18 protein-coding genes are annotated in these 18178 nt (G+C 68.9%); 4 read left to right on the forward strand and 14 right to left on the reverse strand.

The window, feature by feature from the left end:
- Positions 1-10 precede the first annotated feature (10 nt).
- From WG902_RS05500 to WG902_RS05535, 8 genes are read right to left on the reverse strand one after another with little or no spacing between them, the layout of a single operon-like run.
- Positions 11-898, reverse strand: a complete 888-nt coding sequence (locus tag WG902_RS05500) for an amidohydrolase family protein (protein WP_340058946.1) — start codon at positions 896-898, stop codon at positions 11-13.
- A 7-nt stretch (positions 899-905) separates the two neighbouring features.
- Positions 906-1706: a transporter substrate-binding domain-containing protein gene (locus WG902_RS05505; RefSeq protein WP_340058947.1), complete on the reverse strand. Its 801-nt coding sequence runs from the start codon at positions 1704-1706 to the stop codon at positions 906-908.
- A 34-nt stretch (positions 1707-1740) separates the two neighbouring features.
- A complete protein-coding gene (locus WG902_RS05510) occupies positions 1741-2466 on the reverse strand; it encodes an amino acid ABC transporter ATP-binding protein (RefSeq protein WP_340058948.1) in 726 nt (241 codons plus the stop codon).
- Entirely contained in the window at positions 2463-3104 is a 642-nt protein-coding gene (locus WG902_RS05515) for an amino acid ABC transporter permease (protein ID WP_445263668.1), read from the reverse strand. Before WG902_RS05515 ends, WG902_RS05510 begins: the two co-directional genes overlap by 4 nt.
- Positions 3105-3130: 26 nt before the next feature.
- Positions 3131-3814 carry an amino acid ABC transporter permease gene (locus WG902_RS05520; protein WP_340058950.1) on the reverse strand — a complete coding sequence of 228 codons (684 nt, stop codon included), beginning with the start codon at positions 3812-3814 and terminating at the stop codon, positions 3131-3133.
- A complete protein-coding gene (gene rbsK / locus WG902_RS05525) occupies positions 3811-4698 on the reverse strand; it encodes a ribokinase (RefSeq protein WP_340058951.1) in 888 nt (295 codons plus the stop codon). The genes WG902_RS05520 and rbsK overlap by 4 nt, the downstream gene beginning before the upstream one ends.
- Positions 4695-5465: a FadR/GntR family transcriptional regulator gene (locus WG902_RS05530; RefSeq protein WP_340058952.1), complete on the reverse strand. Its 771-nt coding sequence runs from the start codon at positions 5463-5465 to the stop codon at positions 4695-4697. The genes rbsK and WG902_RS05530 overlap by 4 nt, the downstream gene beginning before the upstream one ends.
- 12 nt (positions 5466-5477) lie before the next feature.
- Entirely contained in the window at positions 5478-6008 is a 531-nt protein-coding gene (locus tag WG902_RS05535) for an RpiB/LacA/LacB family sugar-phosphate isomerase (protein ID WP_340058953.1), read from the reverse strand.
- A gap of 287 nt (positions 6009-6295) precedes the next feature.
- Here WG902_RS05535 and WG902_RS05540 point away from each other — a divergent pair, with 287 nt between their 5' ends.
- A complete protein-coding gene (locus WG902_RS05540; protein WP_340058954.1) occupies positions 6296-8578 on the forward strand; it encodes a DUF6600 domain-containing protein in 2283 nt (760 codons plus the stop codon).
- Here WG902_RS05540 and WG902_RS05545 read toward each other — a convergent pair.
- The 6 genes from WG902_RS05545 to WG902_RS05570 all read right to left on the reverse strand — a co-directional run bounded on the left by WG902_RS05545 (position 8575) and on the right by WG902_RS05570 (position 16114).
- Positions 8575-9411 carry a hypothetical protein gene (locus WG902_RS05545; protein WP_340058955.1) on the reverse strand — a complete coding sequence of 279 codons (837 nt, stop codon included), beginning with the start codon at positions 9409-9411 and terminating at the stop codon, positions 8575-8577. The genes WG902_RS05540 and WG902_RS05545 overlap by 4 nt on opposite strands.
- A gap of 47 nt (positions 9412-9458) precedes the next feature.
- Positions 9459-10832 carry an MATE family efflux transporter gene (locus WG902_RS05550; RefSeq protein ID WP_340058956.1) on the reverse strand — a complete coding sequence of 458 codons (1374 nt, stop codon included), beginning with the start codon at positions 10830-10832 and terminating at the stop codon, positions 9459-9461.
- On the reverse strand, positions 10829-11407 hold the full coding sequence (locus tag WG902_RS05555) for a TetR/AcrR family transcriptional regulator (protein ID WP_340058957.1): 579 nt from the start codon (positions 11405-11407) through the stop codon (positions 10829-10831). The genes WG902_RS05550 and WG902_RS05555 overlap by 4 nt, the downstream gene beginning before the upstream one ends.
- 93 nt (positions 11408-11500) lie before the next feature.
- Positions 11501-12520 (reverse strand): AI-2E family transporter, encoded by a 1020-nt coding sequence (locus WG902_RS05560; protein WP_340058958.1) that lies wholly within the window; start codon positions 12518-12520, stop codon positions 11501-11503.
- Positions 12517-13077 (reverse strand): YbhB/YbcL family Raf kinase inhibitor-like protein, encoded by a 561-nt coding sequence (locus WG902_RS05565; RefSeq protein ID WP_340058959.1) that lies wholly within the window; start codon positions 13075-13077, stop codon positions 12517-12519. The genes WG902_RS05560 and WG902_RS05565 overlap by 4 nt, the downstream gene beginning before the upstream one ends.
- A gap of 46 nt (positions 13078-13123) precedes the next feature.
- Positions 13124-16114 (reverse strand): DNA topoisomerase III, encoded by a 2991-nt coding sequence (locus tag WG902_RS05570; RefSeq protein ID WP_340058960.1) that lies wholly within the window; start codon positions 16112-16114, stop codon positions 13124-13126.
- Between the two features lie 123 nt (positions 16115-16237).
- Here WG902_RS05570 and WG902_RS05575 point away from each other — a divergent pair, with 123 nt between their 5' ends.
- From WG902_RS05575 to WG902_RS05585, 3 genes are read left to right on the forward strand one after another with little or no spacing between them, the layout of a single operon-like run.
- A complete protein-coding gene (locus WG902_RS05575; protein WP_340058961.1) occupies positions 16238-16723 on the forward strand; it encodes an SET domain-containing protein in 486 nt (161 codons plus the stop codon).
- 6 nt (positions 16724-16729) lie between these two features.
- A complete protein-coding gene (locus WG902_RS05580) occupies positions 16730-17494 on the forward strand; it encodes a biotin--[acetyl-CoA-carboxylase] ligase (RefSeq protein ID WP_340058962.1) in 765 nt (254 codons plus the stop codon).
- A 7-nt stretch (positions 17495-17501) separates the two neighbouring features.
- Positions 17502-18158 carry an SPOR domain-containing protein gene (locus WG902_RS05585; protein WP_340058963.1) on the forward strand — a complete coding sequence of 219 codons (657 nt, stop codon included), beginning with the start codon at positions 17502-17504 and terminating at the stop codon, positions 18156-18158.
- Positions 18159-18178 lie beyond the last annotated feature (20 nt).

Raw genomic sequence — 18178 nt, forward strand, 5'->3', positions numbered from 1 at the left:
CTTTTCCTTGCTACACCGGGATTCGGTAGATCCGACGTGCATTCTCGACGAACAGCTGCGCGCGCTCCTGCGCGCTGAAGTCGGCAACGTACGCGGCGAAGGCGTCGAAGATACTCTGGTACGGCGCGCACAGGCTGTCCAGCGGGTAGTTGCTGCCGAACATGCAACGGTCCACGCCGAACAGGGCGATCACTTCCAGCACCACGCGCCGGTTGGCATCCGGCCGCCACTGGTAGCCGGCCTCCCCGATGCCGCTGATCTTGATGGCCACGTTGGGTTGCGCGGCCATTCCGGCCAGCGCCTGGCGCCAGGCACGCAAGCCGTCCTCGCTGCGGTCCGACGGCATGCCCGCATGGTTGATGACGATGCGCGTGTGGGGGAAGTCGGCGGCCACGCGCGCCGCTTCGTGCAGGTGCCAGAAGGGCGTCTGCAGTTCATAGTGCAGGCCGAGCGGCTCCAGCCGCGCATAACCTGCTCGCCACGCGGCATCCGTCATGCCGCCCGGCGGACCGCCCGGCGCCGCGTTGGCGCGCGGCTTCTGGCGGATGCCGCGCACGAAGTCGAACGCGGCCAGCTGTTCCAGCGTGCTCGCCGCGTCGCTCTGGTGCAGCCAGGCCTGCCCCACCGCGACCGAGGGCAGGCCCGATGCTTCACGCAGCGCAGCGATGAAGCGCATCTCCCCTACCGGATCCTTCGGATCCCAGTCGGCCTCGACATGCACGCTGCCGAGCAGGTTCACGCCCGCCGTGTCGCGCCGGTAGTCCGCCGGCAGGTACGGCCGTTTCAGCGCGGAATGGTCGCCGTAACGGTGCGGGGGGTGCCCCGCATCATTGAGCCACGGGTAGTAGTGCGCTTGCGGGTCGTAGAAGTGGTGGTGGGTGTCGATCAGCGACAGCATGACGCCGTTACTTGACCCACTTCTCCACGACGTCCTTCGGGATCTCGGTGCCGTGGTATTTCTTGAAGATCTCGTTGAGCTTGCCGTTGGCGTGATTGGCTTTCACCCAGGTGTTCACCCACGCCAGCAGCGCCGGATCGTCCTTGCGCACCCCGATGCCCAGGTCGTTGACGCGCAGCACGAACTTCATCTCCAGGTTGCGCTGCGGCGCCTTCTGCTGCATGGTCTGGAACAGGGCGTTCGAGGTGCCCACCAGGTCGGCCTGGCCCGTGACGACAGCGGTGATCACGCCGGCATCGTCGTCGTAGCGCACGATGTTCGCCCCCTTGGCGTTGTCCGTCAGGTCCTTGTCCTGTGTCGTGCTGCGGTTCACCGCGACGCTCTTGCCGGCCAGGTCGGCCATGCTCTTGACGTTGATGCCCTTCACGCCGCCCACCAGCGAGATCTGCGGCGCGTAGGGCACCGAGTAGTCGATGACCTTGGCGCGCTCGGGCGTATAGGCCAGCGTGGAAATGATGATGTCCGCCTTGCCGGTCTGCAGGTTCGGGATGCGGGTGGCGCCGACGGTGGGCACCACTTCGAGGGCGACCCCGAGGTCCTTGGCCAGCAGCACGGCCACGTCATAGTCGGATCCGGTGGGCTTCATGCTCGCGTCGGTCATCCCCGAGGGCGGCACGGCCAGGTCGATCGACACGCGGATCTTCTTGGCGGCGCGGATGTTGTCCAGCGTGTCGGCGTGCGCGGCGAAGAAGGCCGTGGACAGGCCGGCCAGCAGCAGTGCGCGGCGGAACAGGTTCTTGGGGTTCATGGTGTCTCCAGTGGTTGTTGCGGGAAAGGAACTCTCAAAGACCGGCGCCGAGGAACTGTTGCAGCTCCGCCGTCTGCGGCCGGTCGAACATTTCGGGGCCGCCGTGTTCCCAGACGCGGCCCTTGTGCATGAACAGCGTGGTGTCGGCGACGTTGCGCGCGAAGGCCATCTCGTGGGTGACCAGCACCATGGTCATGCCGCCGGCGGCCAGGTCGGCCATCACCTTGAGCACTTCGCCGGTGAGTTGCGGGTCGAGCGCCGACGTCACTTCGTCGAACAGCATCACCTGCGGCTCCATGGCGAGCGAGCGCGCGATCGCCACCCGCTGCTGCTGGCCGCCCGACAACTGCTCGGGGTAGCTTGCGGCCTTGTCGGACAGGCCGACCTGCGCCAGCACCCGTGCGGTCAGCTCGTTGGCCTCGGCGCGCGTCTTGCCCTTGCTGTGCCGGGGCGCCAGCGCGATGTTCTCGGCCGCCGTGAGGTGCGGGAACAGGTTGTAGCTCTGGAAGACGATGCCGACGTCGCGGCGCAATTGCCGCAGGTCGAGCTTGGGGTCGCTGACCTCGTGGCCGCACACCTGGATGCGGCCCTGGTCGATCTGCTCCAGCCGGTCGATGCAGCGCAGCGCGGTGCTCTTGCCCGAGCCGCTGCGGCCGATGATGGCGAACACTTCGCCCTTGTTGACGCTGAAGCTGACGCCGTCGAGCACCTTGAGCGCGCCGAAGCTCTTGTGCACGTTGTCCAAGGTGATGATGCTCATGCCGCGGCTACCTCCACGCGATGCGCTACCAGCAGGCGGCGTTCCAGTTGGCGGCTCCACCAGGACAGCGGGAAGCAAAGGAGGAAGTAGAGGCCGGCGACGAGCATGTAGACCAGGAAGGGTTCGAAGAGCGAGTTGTTCACCACCTGGCCGGCGCGCGCGAGCTCCACGAAGCCGACCACCGAGGCGAGGGAAGTGTTCTTGACGATCTGCACCATGAAGCCCACGGTGGGGGGCGTCGCGATGCGCAGGGCCTGCGGCAGCACCACCAGCCCCATGCGCTGCACCTTCGACAGCGCCAGGCATTCGGCGGCCTCCCACTGCGTGCGCGGCACTGCCTGGATGCAGCCGCGCCAGATCTCCCCGATGTAGGCGCTGACGTAGATGGTCATCGAGATGCCCGCGGCCACCAGCGCAGGCAGCGTGAGGCCGACGATGCTCAGCCCGAAGTACGCCAGGAACATCAGGATCAGCAGCGGCGTCCCCTGGACCAGCTGCACGTAGCCGGTGGACAGCCAGCGCAGCGGCCGCAAGGGCGAGATGCGGCACAGGGCGACGACGAAGCCGAGCAGCCCGCCGCCGACGAACGCGATGAGCGAGAGCACCAGAGTCCAGCCCGCCCCTTGCAGCAGGAACATGACGTGGTTCGCGTTGAAGGAGACGTTCACAGCGGCGTCCCCAGCTTGCGGCGGCGCGTGAACAGGGCCTGGCCGGCGGCCCAGAAGGCGCCGCGCATCAACAGCGACAACAGCAGGTAGAACACCGCCACCACGGCATAGGTCTCGAAGGAGCGGAAGGTGTCCGACTGCACCCGGTTCGCTATCGCCGTCAGCTCCTCGGCCGAGATCTGGGAGGTGATGGAGGTGGCGAGCATCAGCAGCACGAACTGGCTGGTCAGGGCGGGATAGACCCGCTCCATCGCCGGACGCAGGATCACGTGCCAGTAGATCTGCGCGCGCGACAGCGCCAGGCACTCCGCCGCCTCGATCTGGCTCTTGTGGATCGACTCGATGCCCGCCCGCATGATCTCCGTGGTGTAGGCCCCCACGTTGATGACCATCGCCAGCACGGCGGCGGTGAAGGCAGGCACCTTCAGGCCGATGCTGGCCAGGCCGAAGTACACCAGGAAGATCTGCACCAGCAAGGGCGTGTTGCGGATCGCCTCGACATAGACCGCGCACGCGCGCGCCACGACCTTGTTGGGGCTGCCCCGGCCGATGGCGCACAAGGTTCCGATGAACAGGCCGAGCAGCGTGGCGGCAATCGACAACTTGATGGTGAGCCAGGCGCCGTGCAGGAACAGCGGCCACTGCGCCAGCACGCTGGTGAAGTCGAACTTGTAGGTCACCGCGCGTCCAGTTCGTGCAGGTACGGGATGGAGGACTGGGCGCCGGACCGCGTGACGCAGATCGTCGCTGCCTGGATGCCCCGCAGGACGGCGGCGTCCATGGATTGCCCGGCAGCTCGCGCCGCACACAGCGCGCCGATGAACGTGTCGCCCGCGGCGGTCGTATCCACCACCCGAACTTCGAGCGCCGGAAAGTGGCGGCAGCCGGCGTCGTCGGCGACCAGCACGCCCTGGCTTCCCAGGGTCACGATCGCCGTCGACGGCCCCCGCCGTCGAATCGATGACGCGGCGTTGGCCGCGCTCGCGGGGTCGGTCACGGTCAAGCTCGCCAGCTCCGAGGCCTCGATCTCGTTCATCACGATGATGTCGACCAGGGACCAGAGTTCGTCGGGCAACTGGCACACGGGTGCGGGGTTCATCACCACGGTCGCGCCCTTGGCGCGCATGGCCCTGGCCGCAAGCACCACTTCGGCCATCGGCACCTCGCATTGCAGGAGCAGGTAGTGCCCCGCGAGGGCTTCGGGGTCCGCCTTCAGCAAGTCGTTGGCGCCGGGAACGATGGTGATGCGGTTCTCGCCTTCCGCGTCCACCATCACGACGGCGACCCCGGTGCTCCCTTCGACTGCGCGCACGTGTGCGACGTCGATGCCGTCCGCGGCCAGCGCATTGCGCAGGGTCCTGCCGAAGTCATCCTCGCCCACGCATCCGACCATCGCGACGCGCGCGCCTTGACGCGCGCAGGCCACCGCCTGGTTCGCGCCCTTGCCGCCCGGATTGGTGAAGAACGAAAGCCCCTGCAGCGTCTCGCCGCCGCGCGGAGCGCGCGCCACACGGACCACCAGGTCCATGTTCAGGCTGCCGAAGACGACGATCTCAGGAGTCATGCGCGTTGGGTGCTGCGCCGGGGGCCGCGTTGCCTGGCGGCCGCCGCGGCGGCGTCCTCGCGCAGGTTGGCACCGATCTCGAAGTGTTCCAGCAGCAGCGCATCCGCTTCCGCCGGATTCCTTCGGCGGATCGCCACCAGGACCGATTCGTGATGGTCGATCAGGTACGCATCCACTGCGGGGACGCTGGCGATCACCTTCCTGCGTTCCAGGTGCGACTCCTGCAGCAGCTTGGCGACGGCGGCGTAAACGCTGGCGAGCGCGGGGGAGTGGGACGCTTCCACGATCATCGAGTGGAAGTGGAAGTCCGCCGCGCCGCCGCGTGCGGGATCGTCGATGGTTTCCTTGATCGCCTGCAACGCCTGCGACAACCGGTCCAGGTCGGGCGCCTGCGCGCGCATGCACGCCAGGCGGATCGCCTGCCGCTCGATGGCGATGCGCGCCTGCATCACGTCGTCCACGGCGCCGGCCTGCTGGGCGAGCACCAGGCTGAAGTAATCGGCGAGCGCCGTGAAGTTGGGCTCGCGCACCACCGTGCCGAAGCCCCGCTTGATCTCCACTGCGCCCAGCGTGGACAACGCGGTCAGCGCCTCGCGGATCACCGGCCGGCTCACGCCGAGCGCGCTGGCGAGGTCGCGTTCGGGCAGCAGCCGGTCGCCCGTCTTCAGGCGGCCCGACATCAGCTCGCCCCGCAGGAAGGACAGCACGCGGTCGTAGCCGTCTTCCTTGGCGTCGGCCTGCTGGGTGATCTTGATCGGTTTGTCCATCCTGGAAACGGTTCAGCCCTTCTGGCTTCCCTGCATCAGGGCCCTGGCTGCTTCCCGCTCCAGGTCGCCGAGCTTTTCGACGCGCCGGCGGAAATGCTCTTCCGTGCTGAATTCGGCGGAGAGGAAGGTCTCGATCACGTCGCGGGCCACCTGCGGCCCGACGATCCATGCGCCGATGCACATCACGTTGACGTCGTCGTGCTCGACGGCCTGGCGCGCCACGAAGGTGTCGTGGCAGACGGCGGCGCGGATGCCGGGGATCTTGTTGGCTGCGATGCAGGCGCCGGCGCCGGTGCCGCAGACGAGGATGACGCGTTTGACCTTTCCGGTCTGGATCAGCGAGATGGCCTGGCGCGTGACATCCGGAAAATCGACCGGCGCTTCGGAATTGGCGCCGACGTCGATGATCTGGTCGCAGTGCTGCTTGAGGACGCTGGTGACGAATCCCTTCAGCAGGAACCCGGCGTGGTCGTTGGCGAGGCCGATCGCCGGCCATCGTGGTACCGCGATCGCGTGCGGTGAGCGTGCTTCGTCTCTGGACATCGGGGGGCCTTTGGGAGATTGCGGCAGCCCGTGGGGAGGGATGCCTTACCGTGGTATTACCAAGGGTAGACCGCCAGGGATTGGGTTGTCATCGGGGATTGCCCTTGCTTTGGCGACGCGGTGGTGGCTGCGATCCAGGGCGCCACTCATTCCGCGGCGCCGTGACTGAGCAAAGTCAGTCTTGAAACACCAGTTACCCTCGCGTGTCGGCGACCCTTCCAACCGAAACGTTATAAGGGTTGCGCATTCGCCCCTAGAACTCATCATTGGCATCCTGGAGACTATTCATGGTCCTCTCACGCGCTCGCGCGCTGCTTTCGTTCCTGCTTTTCGCGGTGCTGGCCGGCACGGCCCTCGCCGATCCACCCACCCGCGTCGCGCGCCTCGCTTATGTCAGCGGCAATGCCAGCTTCTCGCCCGGCGGCGAGCGCGACTGGGGCCGCGCGATCGTCAACCGCCCGTTCACCACCGGCGACCGCCTGTGGGTCGAGCGCGGCGCGCGCGCTGAACTGCAGCTGGGCGCCGTGGCGGTTCGCGCTGGCGGCGGCACCGACCTCACGCTGCTCAACGTCGACGACCGCACCACGCAGATCCAGTTGACGGAGGGCACGCTGCACGTGCGCGTGCGCCGCCTCGACCGCGGAGAGATCGTCGAGATCGACACGCCCAACCTGGCTTTTTCCATCCGCCGGCCGGGCAGCTATCGCATCGACGTCAGCCCGCGAGATGACTCGACCACCGTAGCGGTCCTGCAAGGGCGGGCGCAAGTGTTCGCCGAGCGCCGCGCGTTCTTCGTCAACGAGCGCCAGAGCTTCGCTTTCTATGGCGGGGAGCTCGACGATTACGACGTCCTTGCGCTGCGCGCGCCCGACGAATTCGATCGCTGGGTCGCGGGCCGCGACCGTCGCTGGGACACGTCGCCATCGCGCCGCTACGTTTCGGCCGAAATGATCGGCTTCGAAGACCTCGACCAGCACGGGACCTGGCGCACGGTTCCCGACGTCGGCCCCGTGTGGATCCCGCGCCGTGTGGCTGCCGACTGGGCGCCTTACCGTGACGGCCATTGGGCCTGGGTGGATCCGTGGGGCTGGACGTGGATCGACGATGCCCCGTGGGGATTCGCGCCGTCGCATTACGGTCGCTGGATGCGCGTGGACAACAGCTGGGGCTGGGTGCCCGGCCCGGCCAACACGCGACCGGTCTACGCGCCGGCAGTGGTGGCCTTCGTGGGGACCGGCACTCCCGGCGCTGCCAATGGCACGGTCGCCTGGTTCCCGCTCGGGCCGCGTGACGTGTATCGCCCGTCTTACACCACCAGCCGCGAATACTTCTACAGCCTGAACGCCAGCAATGCACGCGTCGACCGCCAGGTCGTCACCAACCATTACGACAATCGCAACATCACCGTCACCTATAAGAACCGACAGGTGCCCGGGGCGATCGTCGCGGTGCCCGCCGCCGCGTTTTCGCAGTCGCAACCCGTGGCACGCGTGACCATCCGCATCACGGACCAGGGCTTCCGGGCCGGGGCCGTCCTGGCGGCGCCCCCGGTGGTCCCGCTGCGGATCAGCGTGGTGGGTGCTGCATCGGCACCGGCCGGGCGGCCCCCCGAGGCGCCCCCGCGCCGCGCGGTCGTCGCCCAGGTCGCACCGCCGCCGCCGCAGCCGTCCTTCGCAGCCAAGCAAGCCGCGCTGGCCGCCAATGCGGGCAAGCCGCTCGATGCAGCCGCCGTCGCCGCCATCAAGCCGGCTGCACCCGCCAGTGCGGCGGCAGTCAAGGTGGTGCCGGAAACCAAGGCTGTCGAAGTGCCGAAGGCGCCCGCAGCGGCGTCGTCGGCCGCAGCCGAGCGGCGCAGCCGCCGGCAGCGTGATGGCGGTGCGCCCGCAGCCGCCGCACCCGGCGCACCGGCTTCCGCGGCACCCGCGGCTGCCGCCCCCGCCGCTGCCGCACCGGCATCGGCTGCACCGGGCAGGCCTGCCGCACCCGCATCCGCTGCACCGGGCAGGCCTGCTGCCACGCCGGCGACCCCGCCTGCCGCCGCTACGCCGGCAGCACCGGCAACGCCCGCAACACCGGCGGCGCCGACTCCCGCCGCCCGGCCGGCGCCGCCGGCTTCGGCCGCCGCCGGTCCGGCATCCGCTCCCGCCGATGCCGGCGCATCTGGACGCCCGCGTCCACGCAACGCCAGGGAGGAAGGCGGCCGAGGTTCCGATCGCGCAACATCGGCGACACCACCCGGTGCAGCTTCGCCCGCCACACCGGCGACACCGGCCACACCGGCGGCACGCCCGGCGGCGCCGAGTTCTGCCGCGGCCGGTCCCGCTTCGGCGCCTGCCGAGCCGGGAGCCGCTGGACGCCAGCGTGCGCGCCAGGCGAGGGAAACGGCACCGGCGGCGGCCGCGCCGGGTGCATCCGCTGCCGACGGATCCGAGCGCCGGCGCCCGCGCCCGTCAGGTGCAGCAGCACCTGCCGCGCCAGCTGCATCCGCGCCCGCCGATGCAGCCAGCGAGCCGCAGCGCCCGGGTCAACGGCGGGGCGCGCGTGACGCGGCCAGCCAACCCCGTCCTTAGGCCATCTTCCGCAGCCCTGAGAGCCGCAACTTCGCGATCTCCATCGTGAATCGCAATTGCGTCCCTTCGATGAAAAGTCGAAGGCCCAGGGCTGCCGTGATTTCGTCGCAGTGAAATCGCACGTCGCCTGCATGGATCTGCGCATTCCGGGCCGATAACGAATCGACCTCGACGGTCAGCCCGCGGCCGACCGACTCCGAGTGCACGCGAACCGTGTTGTGGCCCTTCGCACGGCCCACCATGTCGGCTTGCACGCCCGGCAGGGCAAGCTGGCCGTCGGCCAGACGCACCTCACCCTTGACGGCGGTGCGGTCGAACAACAAGCGGGCTTGCTCGGTGACGCCAAGCCCGTGGCCGCCCCCAAGCTGTCCCAACAGCGCCTCCGCAAACGGCTGCAACTCCAGGCTGCCACGGTCGGAGACCCTCGCGCCGAGCAAGGCGCCGCGCTGTTCGTACTGGACACCCGACACCGGCGTGGCAGGAAACTGGTAGAGATAGCTGCGCCCGTTCGGCGCGTCGACGTAGATGCCCATCCGGCTCACGCCCATGCGCGAATCCGGCCCGACATGTTCGACCGTGGCGTCGTTGAAATGGATCCGCCCCTGGCGGATCGGCACCGTGACGTCGGCGTCGAACACCAGGTGCGCATCCACGATCTCGGCGCGGATGGCGCCTTCGGCCGTCGCCAAAGGGCCGAGCGACCAGGAGGCTGCGGGCACGGTGGTCCCCGGCGCGGAACGGTCGTCCGTCCGGGGCACCGGGGCGACCAGTGGACCGGACAGCGTGATTCCGGAAAGCTCCACGACCGCCATGTTCAGGTCCAGGCCGGACAAGAGAGACAGGACTGTCGGCACATCAACTCCCTTCAGCAAGCCCTCAACTATGCAGCCTGCCGGCCCGTCGCCCAGTTCGACAGCCAGGTCGCCGTCGCAAGCGTCACGCCCATCACCAACAGGCTGCCTGCGATGACCGCATACAACGATTCGGCCGATCCGCCAAGAACGCGGAGCACCAGCCAGCCGCCCACGCCCACGACGACGAGGCGTGCCGTGCTGGCCACCAGCGGCCAGGAGAGCCGTCCGGCGCCTTGCGACGCGAAGAACAAGGCGAGCCCCAAACCGAAGAAGCCATAGGCGCCGCCCACGATGCGCAGGTAGGTGTTGCCCATGGCCAGCACCGTCGGATCGCTGCTGAACAGAGCCATCCACGCCTGCGGCCACAATGCGGCCCCGACGCCGATCAGGCCGGTCACGCCCCACACCAGTCCGGCGCCGACCCACGCGACGCGCTTGGCGCGCGCCGGTTGCCGTGCGCCCAGGTTGGTGGCGACCATGGCGGTCAGCGCGCTGCCGATGCCGAAGGCGATGGGAACCAGGATGTACTCCAGCCGGGCGGCGATGCCGTACGCGGCCACCGCGAGGCTGCCGAAGGTGGCCACGTAGGCCGTGGCGACGGCGATCGATCCGTTGCTCAGCACGGGATTCATCGCCGACGGCAGCGCGAGCTTCAGGATCTGCCGGAAGGTGGCGGACCGCAGTTTCCATGCGGGCCCGATGATGCGAACGGCGGCCTTGCGACGCGACAGCCACGCGAGCAGGCCCAGCGCCGACACGGTGCTGCATGTCACGGTGCTCGCCGCCGCGCCGGCCACGCCCAGGGCCGGCACCGGCCCGGCGCCGAAGACGAGCAGCGGACACAGCACCAGGTGCATCGCCGTCGTTCCCACCAGTGCCAGGGCTGCGGAGCCCATGGCGCCGGTGCCTCGCGCGATGCCTGCGAGCACGTTGACAGACCACACCGCGGCGGCGCCGGCGAACAGCACCGCGGCATAGCTGCTGGCCTGCGCCAGCACCCCGCCGCGCGCGCCCATCGCGCCGTACAGCGCAGACCCGGAAGCGACGAGCGTGAACAGCAAGGACGCGGCCAGCCCGAGCAGCAGGGCGTGCCGCGCCAGCTGCGTGGCGTGTGGCGCATCACCGGCGCCGAGCGCGCGCGCCACCACGGCCGTCGTGCTGCCGCCCAGGCCCCCGGCGGACATCTGCAGCATCAGCATGGCGAGCGGCAGGACCACGGCGACACCGGCAAGGGCATCGGCACCGAGCCGCCCGACGATGTAGCCATCGAACCCGATCACCACCGTGTTGGCGAACAGGCCCAGCACGTTGGGCGTCGCCAGGCGCAGCAACGTCGGCAGCACCGGCCCGTCCAGCATCCTTTGCGTGGCGGCGTTGGGCGCGAGGGCCACGGTGCTCATGATTCGAATTGCTCCAGCAGGAAGCGCCGCGCCGCGGCCAGGTGGCGCCGGCCCTTGGCGTTGTCGCCCAGCGCACGCGCGATCTGCAGCGCGCCCACGAGCTGGGCGGCGACGACGCCGGCCGACTCCGCTGCAACGCCTGGTTCCATGGTGGCAGCGACCGTGGCCATGAGGGACTGCACCCGCGTCGCGCCGGCGGCGCGGACGGGGTCGGATTGACGCGGCAGCTCGGAGGCCAGCGCGGCCACGGGACACCCGCTTTCGGCGGATGCCAGGTGACGGTCCGACAGGTAGCTTTCGACGAGCGCGCGAAACGGGCCGTCCTTCTTTTCGCCGGCGGCGATGGAGCGTGCCAGCCGCGCATGGCTGTCCTCGCCCGCGCGCAGCAGCGCTTCGGCCAGCAGCGCGTCACGCGACGGAAAGTGGGCATAGAAGCCGCCGTGGGTGAGGCCCGCGCGCTTCATGATGTCCGCGACGCCGACGCCCTGGAAGCCGGTTGCGCGCAGCACGCGCGCTGCCGTGTCCAGGATGCGGTCGTGCGTCCGCTGCTTGCGGGTGCCGGGGGCTTGGTCCATGGTCTTCAGCAGAAGAGGGACCGCAGGATACGCCTATATGATGACCATCATATAGGAGCGGTCTTGCCCGCTGCGGCGGCGCCGCGCTGGCGCCTAGACCCAACCGCCTTCGCGCAGTTCGCGGGTGACCCACGCGGCGTAGATCGGCGCCGCCACCAGGCCGGCGACGCCGAACGCTGCTTCGAGCACCAGCATGGAGGCCAGCATCGCATAGGTGGGCACATTGGTGCGGCCCCCGACGATGCGCGCGTTGAGGAAGTACTCCAGCTTGTGGACCACCACCAGGAAGCCCAGCGAGGCAACGCCCAGCCACATCGACACGGTCAGGGCCGCCACCGTGATCGCGGCATTCGACAGCAGGTTGCCGACGATGGGCAACAGGCTGGCGAAGAAGGTGAAGCCCACCAGCGTCGGCGCCAGCGGCACGCGGTAGCCCAGCGCCGGCAGGATCACCAGCAGGTAGATGCCGGTGAGGGAGGCGTTGATGAACGAGATGCGCAGCTGCGCGGAGAAGACGTCGCCGAATGCGGTGGCCAGGTTCTGCAGCCGCCCCTGCGCCAGCAGGATCAACGGCCGGCTCGGCGCCGCGTCGGGATGGCGCCTGGCGGCTGCCGCCATGAGGCCGATCGCCAGGCCGATGATGATGTGCACCAGGATCTTCAGCGCCTCGCCGCCCCAGCGCTGCATCTCCCCGGCGTGCGCGCGCAACCAGTTGCTGACCGCGTGCTGCACGGCGTCAGCCGACTCCGGCAACCGGTCCACCACCCATTGCGGCGCGGTCGCGCGGATCTGGTCCAGCGTGTCTGCCAGCAGCTGCATCAGCCGGCCGAGGCCGCCCGATTTTAACAGCAGCTCGAAGGCGAAGAGCACACCCCCGACCAGGCCCGCGACGGCGGTGAAGACCAGCAGCCAGCGCACCGTCCGGTTGCGCCAGTCACCCTGCTCCGGCCCGGTGAACGCGCTGACCTTGCGATACAGCACGTAGCCCGCCAGCCCCGCGAACACCGCGGACAGCAGGTGCAGCCAAAGGATGCCCAGCAGCACCGCCGCGGCCACGAGGATGCTGCGCAGCCGCAGTTTCTCCTCGGGCGAAGGCGGCGGCGCGGTGATCACTTCGCCTTCGGCCGCCCGTACTTCGCCGTGAAGGTCGCCTTGCCGATGGCGTTGGCGTTGATCATGAAGCCGGCCAGCGCCGCGGTCGCGTCCGCGGGGATGTCCAGCTTGTCGGTCTTGAGCGCGTGCACGGTGAACACGTAGCGGTGCGGCTTGTCGCCGGGCGGCGGGCAGGCGCCGCCCCAGGCGGCCGTGCCGTAGTCGATGCGGACCTGGCGCGCGCCCTGCGGCAGGTTGGCGTTGCTCACGTTGCCGGCGTCGGGCTTGAGCTCGGTCACCGTCGCGGGGATGTTGATCACCGACCAGTGCCACCAGCCGGAGCCGGTGGGCGCATCCGGGTCGTACACCGTGACGGCGAAACTCTTCGCGTCCTTGGGCGCGCCGCTCCACTTGAGCGCGGGCGACTTGTTCTCGCCGCCGCAGCCGAACACGTTGGCCTCGAACTTCTTGTCCATCGTGCTGTTGGCCTTGATGTCGGCGCTTTCCAGCTTGAAGCCGGCGGCGTGGGCGCCGGTGGCGGCCAGCGCGAGGATGGCGGGGATCAGGACACGGTTCATGGGGAGCCTCCAGTCGTTGTTGGGCGGTTGGAATGATGAACCAAAGTCAGGTCAGGTGCTTGCCCACGATCCCGGCCAGCTCGAACATCGTCACCTGCGGCTTGCCGAACACCTTGGCCAGCTTGGGGTCGGCGTTGATGGCCCGCTTGTTGGTCGCGTCCTGCAGCCCGTTGGCCTTGATGTAGTCCCAGATTTTCTTGATCACCTCGGTGCGCGCCACCAGGCCGTCGCCGATCACCGCGGCCAGTTCGGCGCTCGGCTTGAGCGTGCCGGCCGGCGCCTTCCTGGCCGCGGCCTTCTTGGCCGGCGCGGCTTTCTTCGCCGGCGCTTTCCTGGCGACGACCGCCTTCGCGGCCTTGGCCGTGGCCTTGTACGGCGCCGGCGGCTCCTTCGCCTTCCCCCGCGTCACGGCCGTGCCCTTGGTCGCCGCGCCCGCACCCTTGCGCGGCGGGAACTTCGACTTGCGCGGCTCGAACTCGAAATTCACCTTGCCCGCTTCCGCATCCCACGCCAGGAAAGCCTTGAAAGGCCGCCGGGTGCGCATGGACACGAACTTGTCCAGCAGGTCGGTCTTGCCCGTGGCCAGCAGCTTGGCCATCTGCTCGCGCTCCACCGGTTGCTGCAGGATGATCTTGCCGCTGCGGAAGTCGCAGGTGGGCGTGGGATGGTCCTGCGTCGGCACCGCGCGTTCGCAGACGTAGTTGCTGCCCCACTCGAAGACCTTGTGGCCGCACTTCGGGCAGGGGCCCAGCGGCTCCTGCGCCGACAGGTCGACCACTTCGCCGGTCTCGGCGGGGTTGTCTTCCTTGCCGAAGTCGAACTCCAGCTTCCAGTTCTTCTCTTCCTCGTCGTACGCCAGCGCCAGTTCGGCGGTGAACGGCCAGCCCGCCTTGGAGCGGAAGCCCTGCAATGGCCCGACGCGCTTGTTCTCCAGGAACTGCTCCACCTCGGCCAGCTCGAAGGCGCGGCCGGCCGGGATCTTGGTGAAGGAGAAGCCGCAAGGCTCGGCGCCCTTCTTGCCGACGCAGTTGTAGCGGCGATAGGACTCCTGCACCACCCCGCCGCAGTTGGGGCACGGTGTCGTCAGCGTGGCGTAGTCGCCCGGCACCGTGTCGCGGTCGTACTCCTTGGCCTTCATGACGATGCGCTTGGTCATGTCGGCGATCTCTTGCATGAACTGGTCGCGCGACAGCTTGCCGTGCTCCATCTGCGCCAGCTTGTATTCCCATTCGCCGGTCAGCTCCGGCTTGCTCAACTCCTCCACGCCCAGGCCGCGCAGCAGCGTCATCAACTGGAAGGACTTGGCGGTGGGGATCAGCTCGCGCCCCTCGCGCAGCATGTACTTCTCGTTGATCAGGCCTTCGATGATGGAGGCGCGCGTGGCCGGCGTGCCCAGGCCCTTCTCCTGCATCGCCTCGCGCAGTTCGTCGTCCTCCACGAACTTGCCGGCGCCTTCCATGGCGCCGAGCAGCGTCGCTTCGCTGTAGCGGGCCGGCGGCCGCGTCTTCAGGCCCTTGACCTCGACGCTTTCGGTGCGCACCATCTCGCCGGGCTTCACCGGCACCAGGTTCTGGCCCTTGTCGCCTTCCTTGGCGTCCTCCACCTCGGAGGCCGCTTCCTTGCCGTAGATGGCCAGCCAGCCCGGCTTGACCAGCACCTTGCCCTCGGTCTTGAAGTGGTGGCCCACCGCCTGGCTGATGCGGGTGGTGACCAGGTACTCCGCGCTCGGGAAGAACACCGCCAGGAAACGGCGCACCACCAGGTCGTAGACCTTCTGCTCGGCGTCGGAGAGGCCGCTGGGGGCCTGCAGCGTCGGGATGATGGCGAAGTGGTCCGACACCTTGGTGTCGTCGAACACGCGCTTGACCGGCTTGACGTACTGCTCGTCGATGGCCTGCCTGGCGAAGGGCGCGAGGTGGCGCATGTCGCTGGAGGCCAGCATGCCCATGGTCTCGTGCACCACCGGCAGGTAGTCCTGCGGCAGGTGGCGCGAGTCCGTCCGCGGATAGGTCAGCGCCTTGTGGCGCTCGTAGAGGGACTGCGCGATCGACAGCGTGGTCTTGGCCGAATAGCCGAAGCGGCCATTGGCCTCCCGCTGCAGCGAGGTCAGGTCGAACAGGCCGGGCGCGGCCTGGGTGGTCGGCTTCGATTCTTCCGTGACGGTGGCAGCCTTGCCGCGCACGGCATCGGCGATGGCCTGGGCTTCCTTCTGGCTCCAGACGCGGTCGGCCCGCTTTTCCGGGTCCTCGGCGTCCTTTTTCCACTTGGGGTCGAACCACTTGCCGGGATATTCACCCGCGTCCGCCAGGAAACTGCCGTGGATCTCCCAGTAGTCGCGGCTGATGAACTTGCGGATCTGCTCTTCGCGCTCGACCACGATGGCCAGCGTCGGTGTCTGCACCCGCCCGACCGTGGTGAGGAAGAAGCCGCCGTCGCGCGAGTTGAACGCGGTCATCGCGCGGGTGCCGTTGATGCCCACCAGCCAGTCCGCCTCCGAGCGCGAACGCGCTGCATGGGCCAGGCCCTGCATCTGCTTGTCGCTGCGCAGCTTGTCGAAGCCGTCGCGGATGGCCTGCGGGGTCATCGACTGCAGCCACAGGCGCCGGATCGGCTTGCCGAGGCCGCCGGCGGCCTTCGCGGTGCCCGGCTTTTTCTCGCCGGCGGCGAACTGCTCGATCAGCCGGAAGATCAGCTCGCCCTCGCGCCCGGCGTCGCAGGCGTTCACCAGCTCGGTCACGTCCTTGCGCTTCGCCAGCTTGACCACCGCGTTCAGGCGCGACTTGGTCTTGTCCACCGGCTTCAGGTCGAAGTAGGGCGGGATGACGGGCAGGTGGGCGAAGCTCCACTTGCCGCGCTTGACGTCGAACTCTTCCGGAGCGTGGATCTCCACGAGGTGGCCCACCGCGCTGGTGACGACGTACTTCTCGCTCTCGAAGTACTCGTCGTGCTTCTCGAACTTGCCGGCCACGGGGGTGAGCGCCCGGACGATGTCCTGGGCAACTGATGGTTTTTCGGCAATCACTAGGGTCTTGGTCACGGGTCAACTAGGGGCCTTGCGGCGCCATGTCCTGGTCTGTTCATACAATCCACGCTTTTCCGCGCGCGTACGCGCACACGCACGCGCACACGTGTACGAGTTCAAATTAACAGAATTTCCCGAATGCCCGCAACGCCCGCCAAGCCAGCCCCGAAATCGAATCGCAGAATCCAGGTCCGCAAGTCGGGCGTCCACGGCAAGGGGGTCTTCGCGGTCCAGCCCATCGCCGAGGGCGAGACCCTGATCGAATATGTGGGCGAAATCATCACGTGGAAAGAGGCGCAGCGTCGTCATCCCTGGAATCCGGAAGACCCCAACCATACCTTCTACTTCCATGTGGACGATGGCCGGGTCATCGACGCGGCGGTCGGCGGCAATGCCTCCCGCTGGATCAACCACAGCTGCAACCCCAATTGCGAGGCCGACGAGGACGACGGCCGGGTGTTCATCAAGGCCCTGCGCAACATCAAGGTGGGAGAAGAGCTGAACTACGACTATGGCCTGATCATCGACGAGCCGTACACGAAGAAACTCAAGGCCGAATACCCCTGCTGGTGCGGCAGCAAGAACTGCCGCGGCACCCTGCTGGCGCCCAAGCGCCGCAGATAGGAAAAGATGATCTGGCGGGCCGAAGCGATCTGGGAGGCGGTGGCGCCGCTGCTGCCCGGCTTCACGGTCGAAGTGCTGCCGCTGCTGGATTCGACGAACACCGAGCTGATGCGCCGGGCCCGCAAGGGGCTGGGCGACCCGGTGTTGCTGGTGGCGGAGCAGCAGAACGCCGGCCGCGGCCGCCTGGGACGTGACTGGCTCAGCAGCGCCGGCGACTCGCTCACCTTCTCGCTGGGCCTGCCGCTGGCGCCCGCCGACTGGTCGGGGCTGTCCCTGGCCGTCGGCGCCAGCGTGGCGGAGGCCCTGCATCCGGACATCGTGCTCAAGTGGCCCAACGACCTGTGGCTGGGCGACCGCAAGCTGGGCGGGATCCTGATCGAGACGGCCAGCTTCGGCGATGGCGCCGCCGGCGCCCGGTACGCCGTCATCGGCATCGGGCTGAACATCGCGCCGCGCCCGCCCGGGGGCTTGTCGACGCCGCCCGCGGCCTTGCGTGAACTGTTGCCTCAGGCGGACGGCCCGGCGGTGCTGGAACGCATCGCTGGGCCCCTGGTGCGCGATGTGCAGCGCTTCGAGCGCGATGGTTTCGCGGCTTTCCGGCACCGCTTCGAACAGCGCGACGCACTGCGCGGCCGCGCGGTGCAGCTGAGCGACGGGACGGCCGGAACCGCGCAGGGCGTGGACGCCGGCGGCAGCCTGCTGGTGCATACTGCCGCGGGCCTGCAAGCCATCAGCAGCTCCGAGGTGAGCGTGCGGCCCGCGGCCCGTTGACCACCCCATGCTGCGCTTCATCGTCCTCGTCCTGCTGCTGGCCAATGGCGGCTTCCTCGCCTGGTCGCAGGGCTACCTGCTGCCGTGGGGGCTGGGCCCGGCGCAGCAGTCCGAGCCGCAGCGCCTGCAACAGCAGGTGCGGCCGGAGTCGGTGCGGATCCTGCGGCCGGACGAACTGCGGCGCGTCGAGACCGTGGTGGCGCAAGCCCCCCGGCCACCGGAATGTCTTCAGACCCCGGCGCTGGAAGATGCCCAGATCTTCCCGCTGCGCACCGCGCTGGAGTCCTGGCCCTCCGGATCGTGGAGACTGGACCCGGTGGTGGAGCCGGCACGCTGGATCGTCTACATGGGCCGCTATGCGGGCGTCGAACAGGTGGCGCGCAAGCGCGCCGAACTGCGGCAACTCGGCATCACTTTCGAGTCGCCCTCGAACCCCGAGCTGGAGCCCGGCTTGTCGCTGGGCAGCTATCCGAACGAGGCCGCCGCCAACCGGCAGCTGCAGGCGCTGGCCGAACGCGGCGTGCAGACCGCGCGCGTGGTGCAGGAGCGGCCGGAGCAGCGCGGCCAACGCCTGCTGCTGCCGGCAGTGGACGACAATCTGCGTTCGCGGCTGGCCGAGCTGGCCGCGCCCCTGAACACCCGGACCCTGCAATCGTGCCGCTGAGCGCGAACCCCTGGAGACCG

The sequence above is a fragment of the Ramlibacter sp. PS3R-8 genome (assembly GCF_037572435.1).
Classification (GTDB): Bacteria; Pseudomonadota; Gammaproteobacteria; order Burkholderiales; family Burkholderiaceae_C; genus Ramlibacter.

Coding starts and splice junctions, on each gene's coding strand:
- WG902_RS05565 (WP_340058959.1), bottom strand. CDS start 13,077: ATGAACCGTGTCCTGATCCCCGCCATCCTCGCGCTGGCCGCCACCGGC.
- WG902_RS05535 (WP_340058953.1), bottom strand. CDS start 6,008: ATGTCCAGAGACGAAGCACGCTCACCGCACGCGATCGCGGTACCACGA.
- WG902_RS05555 (WP_340058957.1), bottom strand. CDS start 11,407: ATGGACCAAGCCCCCGGCACCCGCAAGCAGCGGACGCACGACCGCATC.
- WG902_RS05580 (WP_340058962.1), top strand. CDS start 16,730: ATGATCTGGCGGGCCGAAGCGATCTGGGAGGCGGTGGCGCCGCTGCTG.
- WG902_RS05505 (WP_340058947.1), bottom strand. CDS start 1,706: ATGAACCCCAAGAACCTGTTCCGCCGCGCACTGCTGCTGGCCGGCCTG.
- WG902_RS05575 (WP_340058961.1), top strand. CDS start 16,238: ATGCCCGCAACGCCCGCCAAGCCAGCCCCGAAATCGAATCGCAGAATC.
- WG902_RS05500 (WP_340058946.1), bottom strand. CDS start 898: ATGCTGTCGCTGATCGACACCCACCACCACTTCTACGACCCGCAAGCG.
- WG902_RS05510 (WP_340058948.1), bottom strand. CDS start 2,466: ATGAGCATCATCACCTTGGACAACGTGCACAAGAGCTTCGGCGCGCTC.
- WG902_RS05540 (WP_340058954.1), top strand. CDS start 6,296: ATGGTCCTCTCACGCGCTCGCGCGCTGCTTTCGTTCCTGCTTTTCGCG.
- WG902_RS05550 (WP_340058956.1), bottom strand. CDS start 10,832: ATGAGCACCGTGGCCCTCGCGCCCAACGCCGCCACGCAAAGGATGCTG.
- rbsK (WP_340058951.1), bottom strand. CDS start 4,698: ATGACTCCTGAGATCGTCGTCTTCGGCAGCCTGAACATGGACCTGGTG.
- WG902_RS05530 (WP_340058952.1), bottom strand. CDS start 5,465: ATGGACAAACCGATCAAGATCACCCAGCAGGCCGACGCCAAGGAAGAC.
- WG902_RS05585 (WP_340058963.1), top strand. CDS start 17,502: ATGCTGCGCTTCATCGTCCTCGTCCTGCTGCTGGCCAATGGCGGCTTC.
- WG902_RS05515 (WP_445263668.1), bottom strand. CDS start 3,104: ATGTTCCTGCTGCAAGGGGCGGGCTGGACTCTGGTGCTCTCGCTCATC.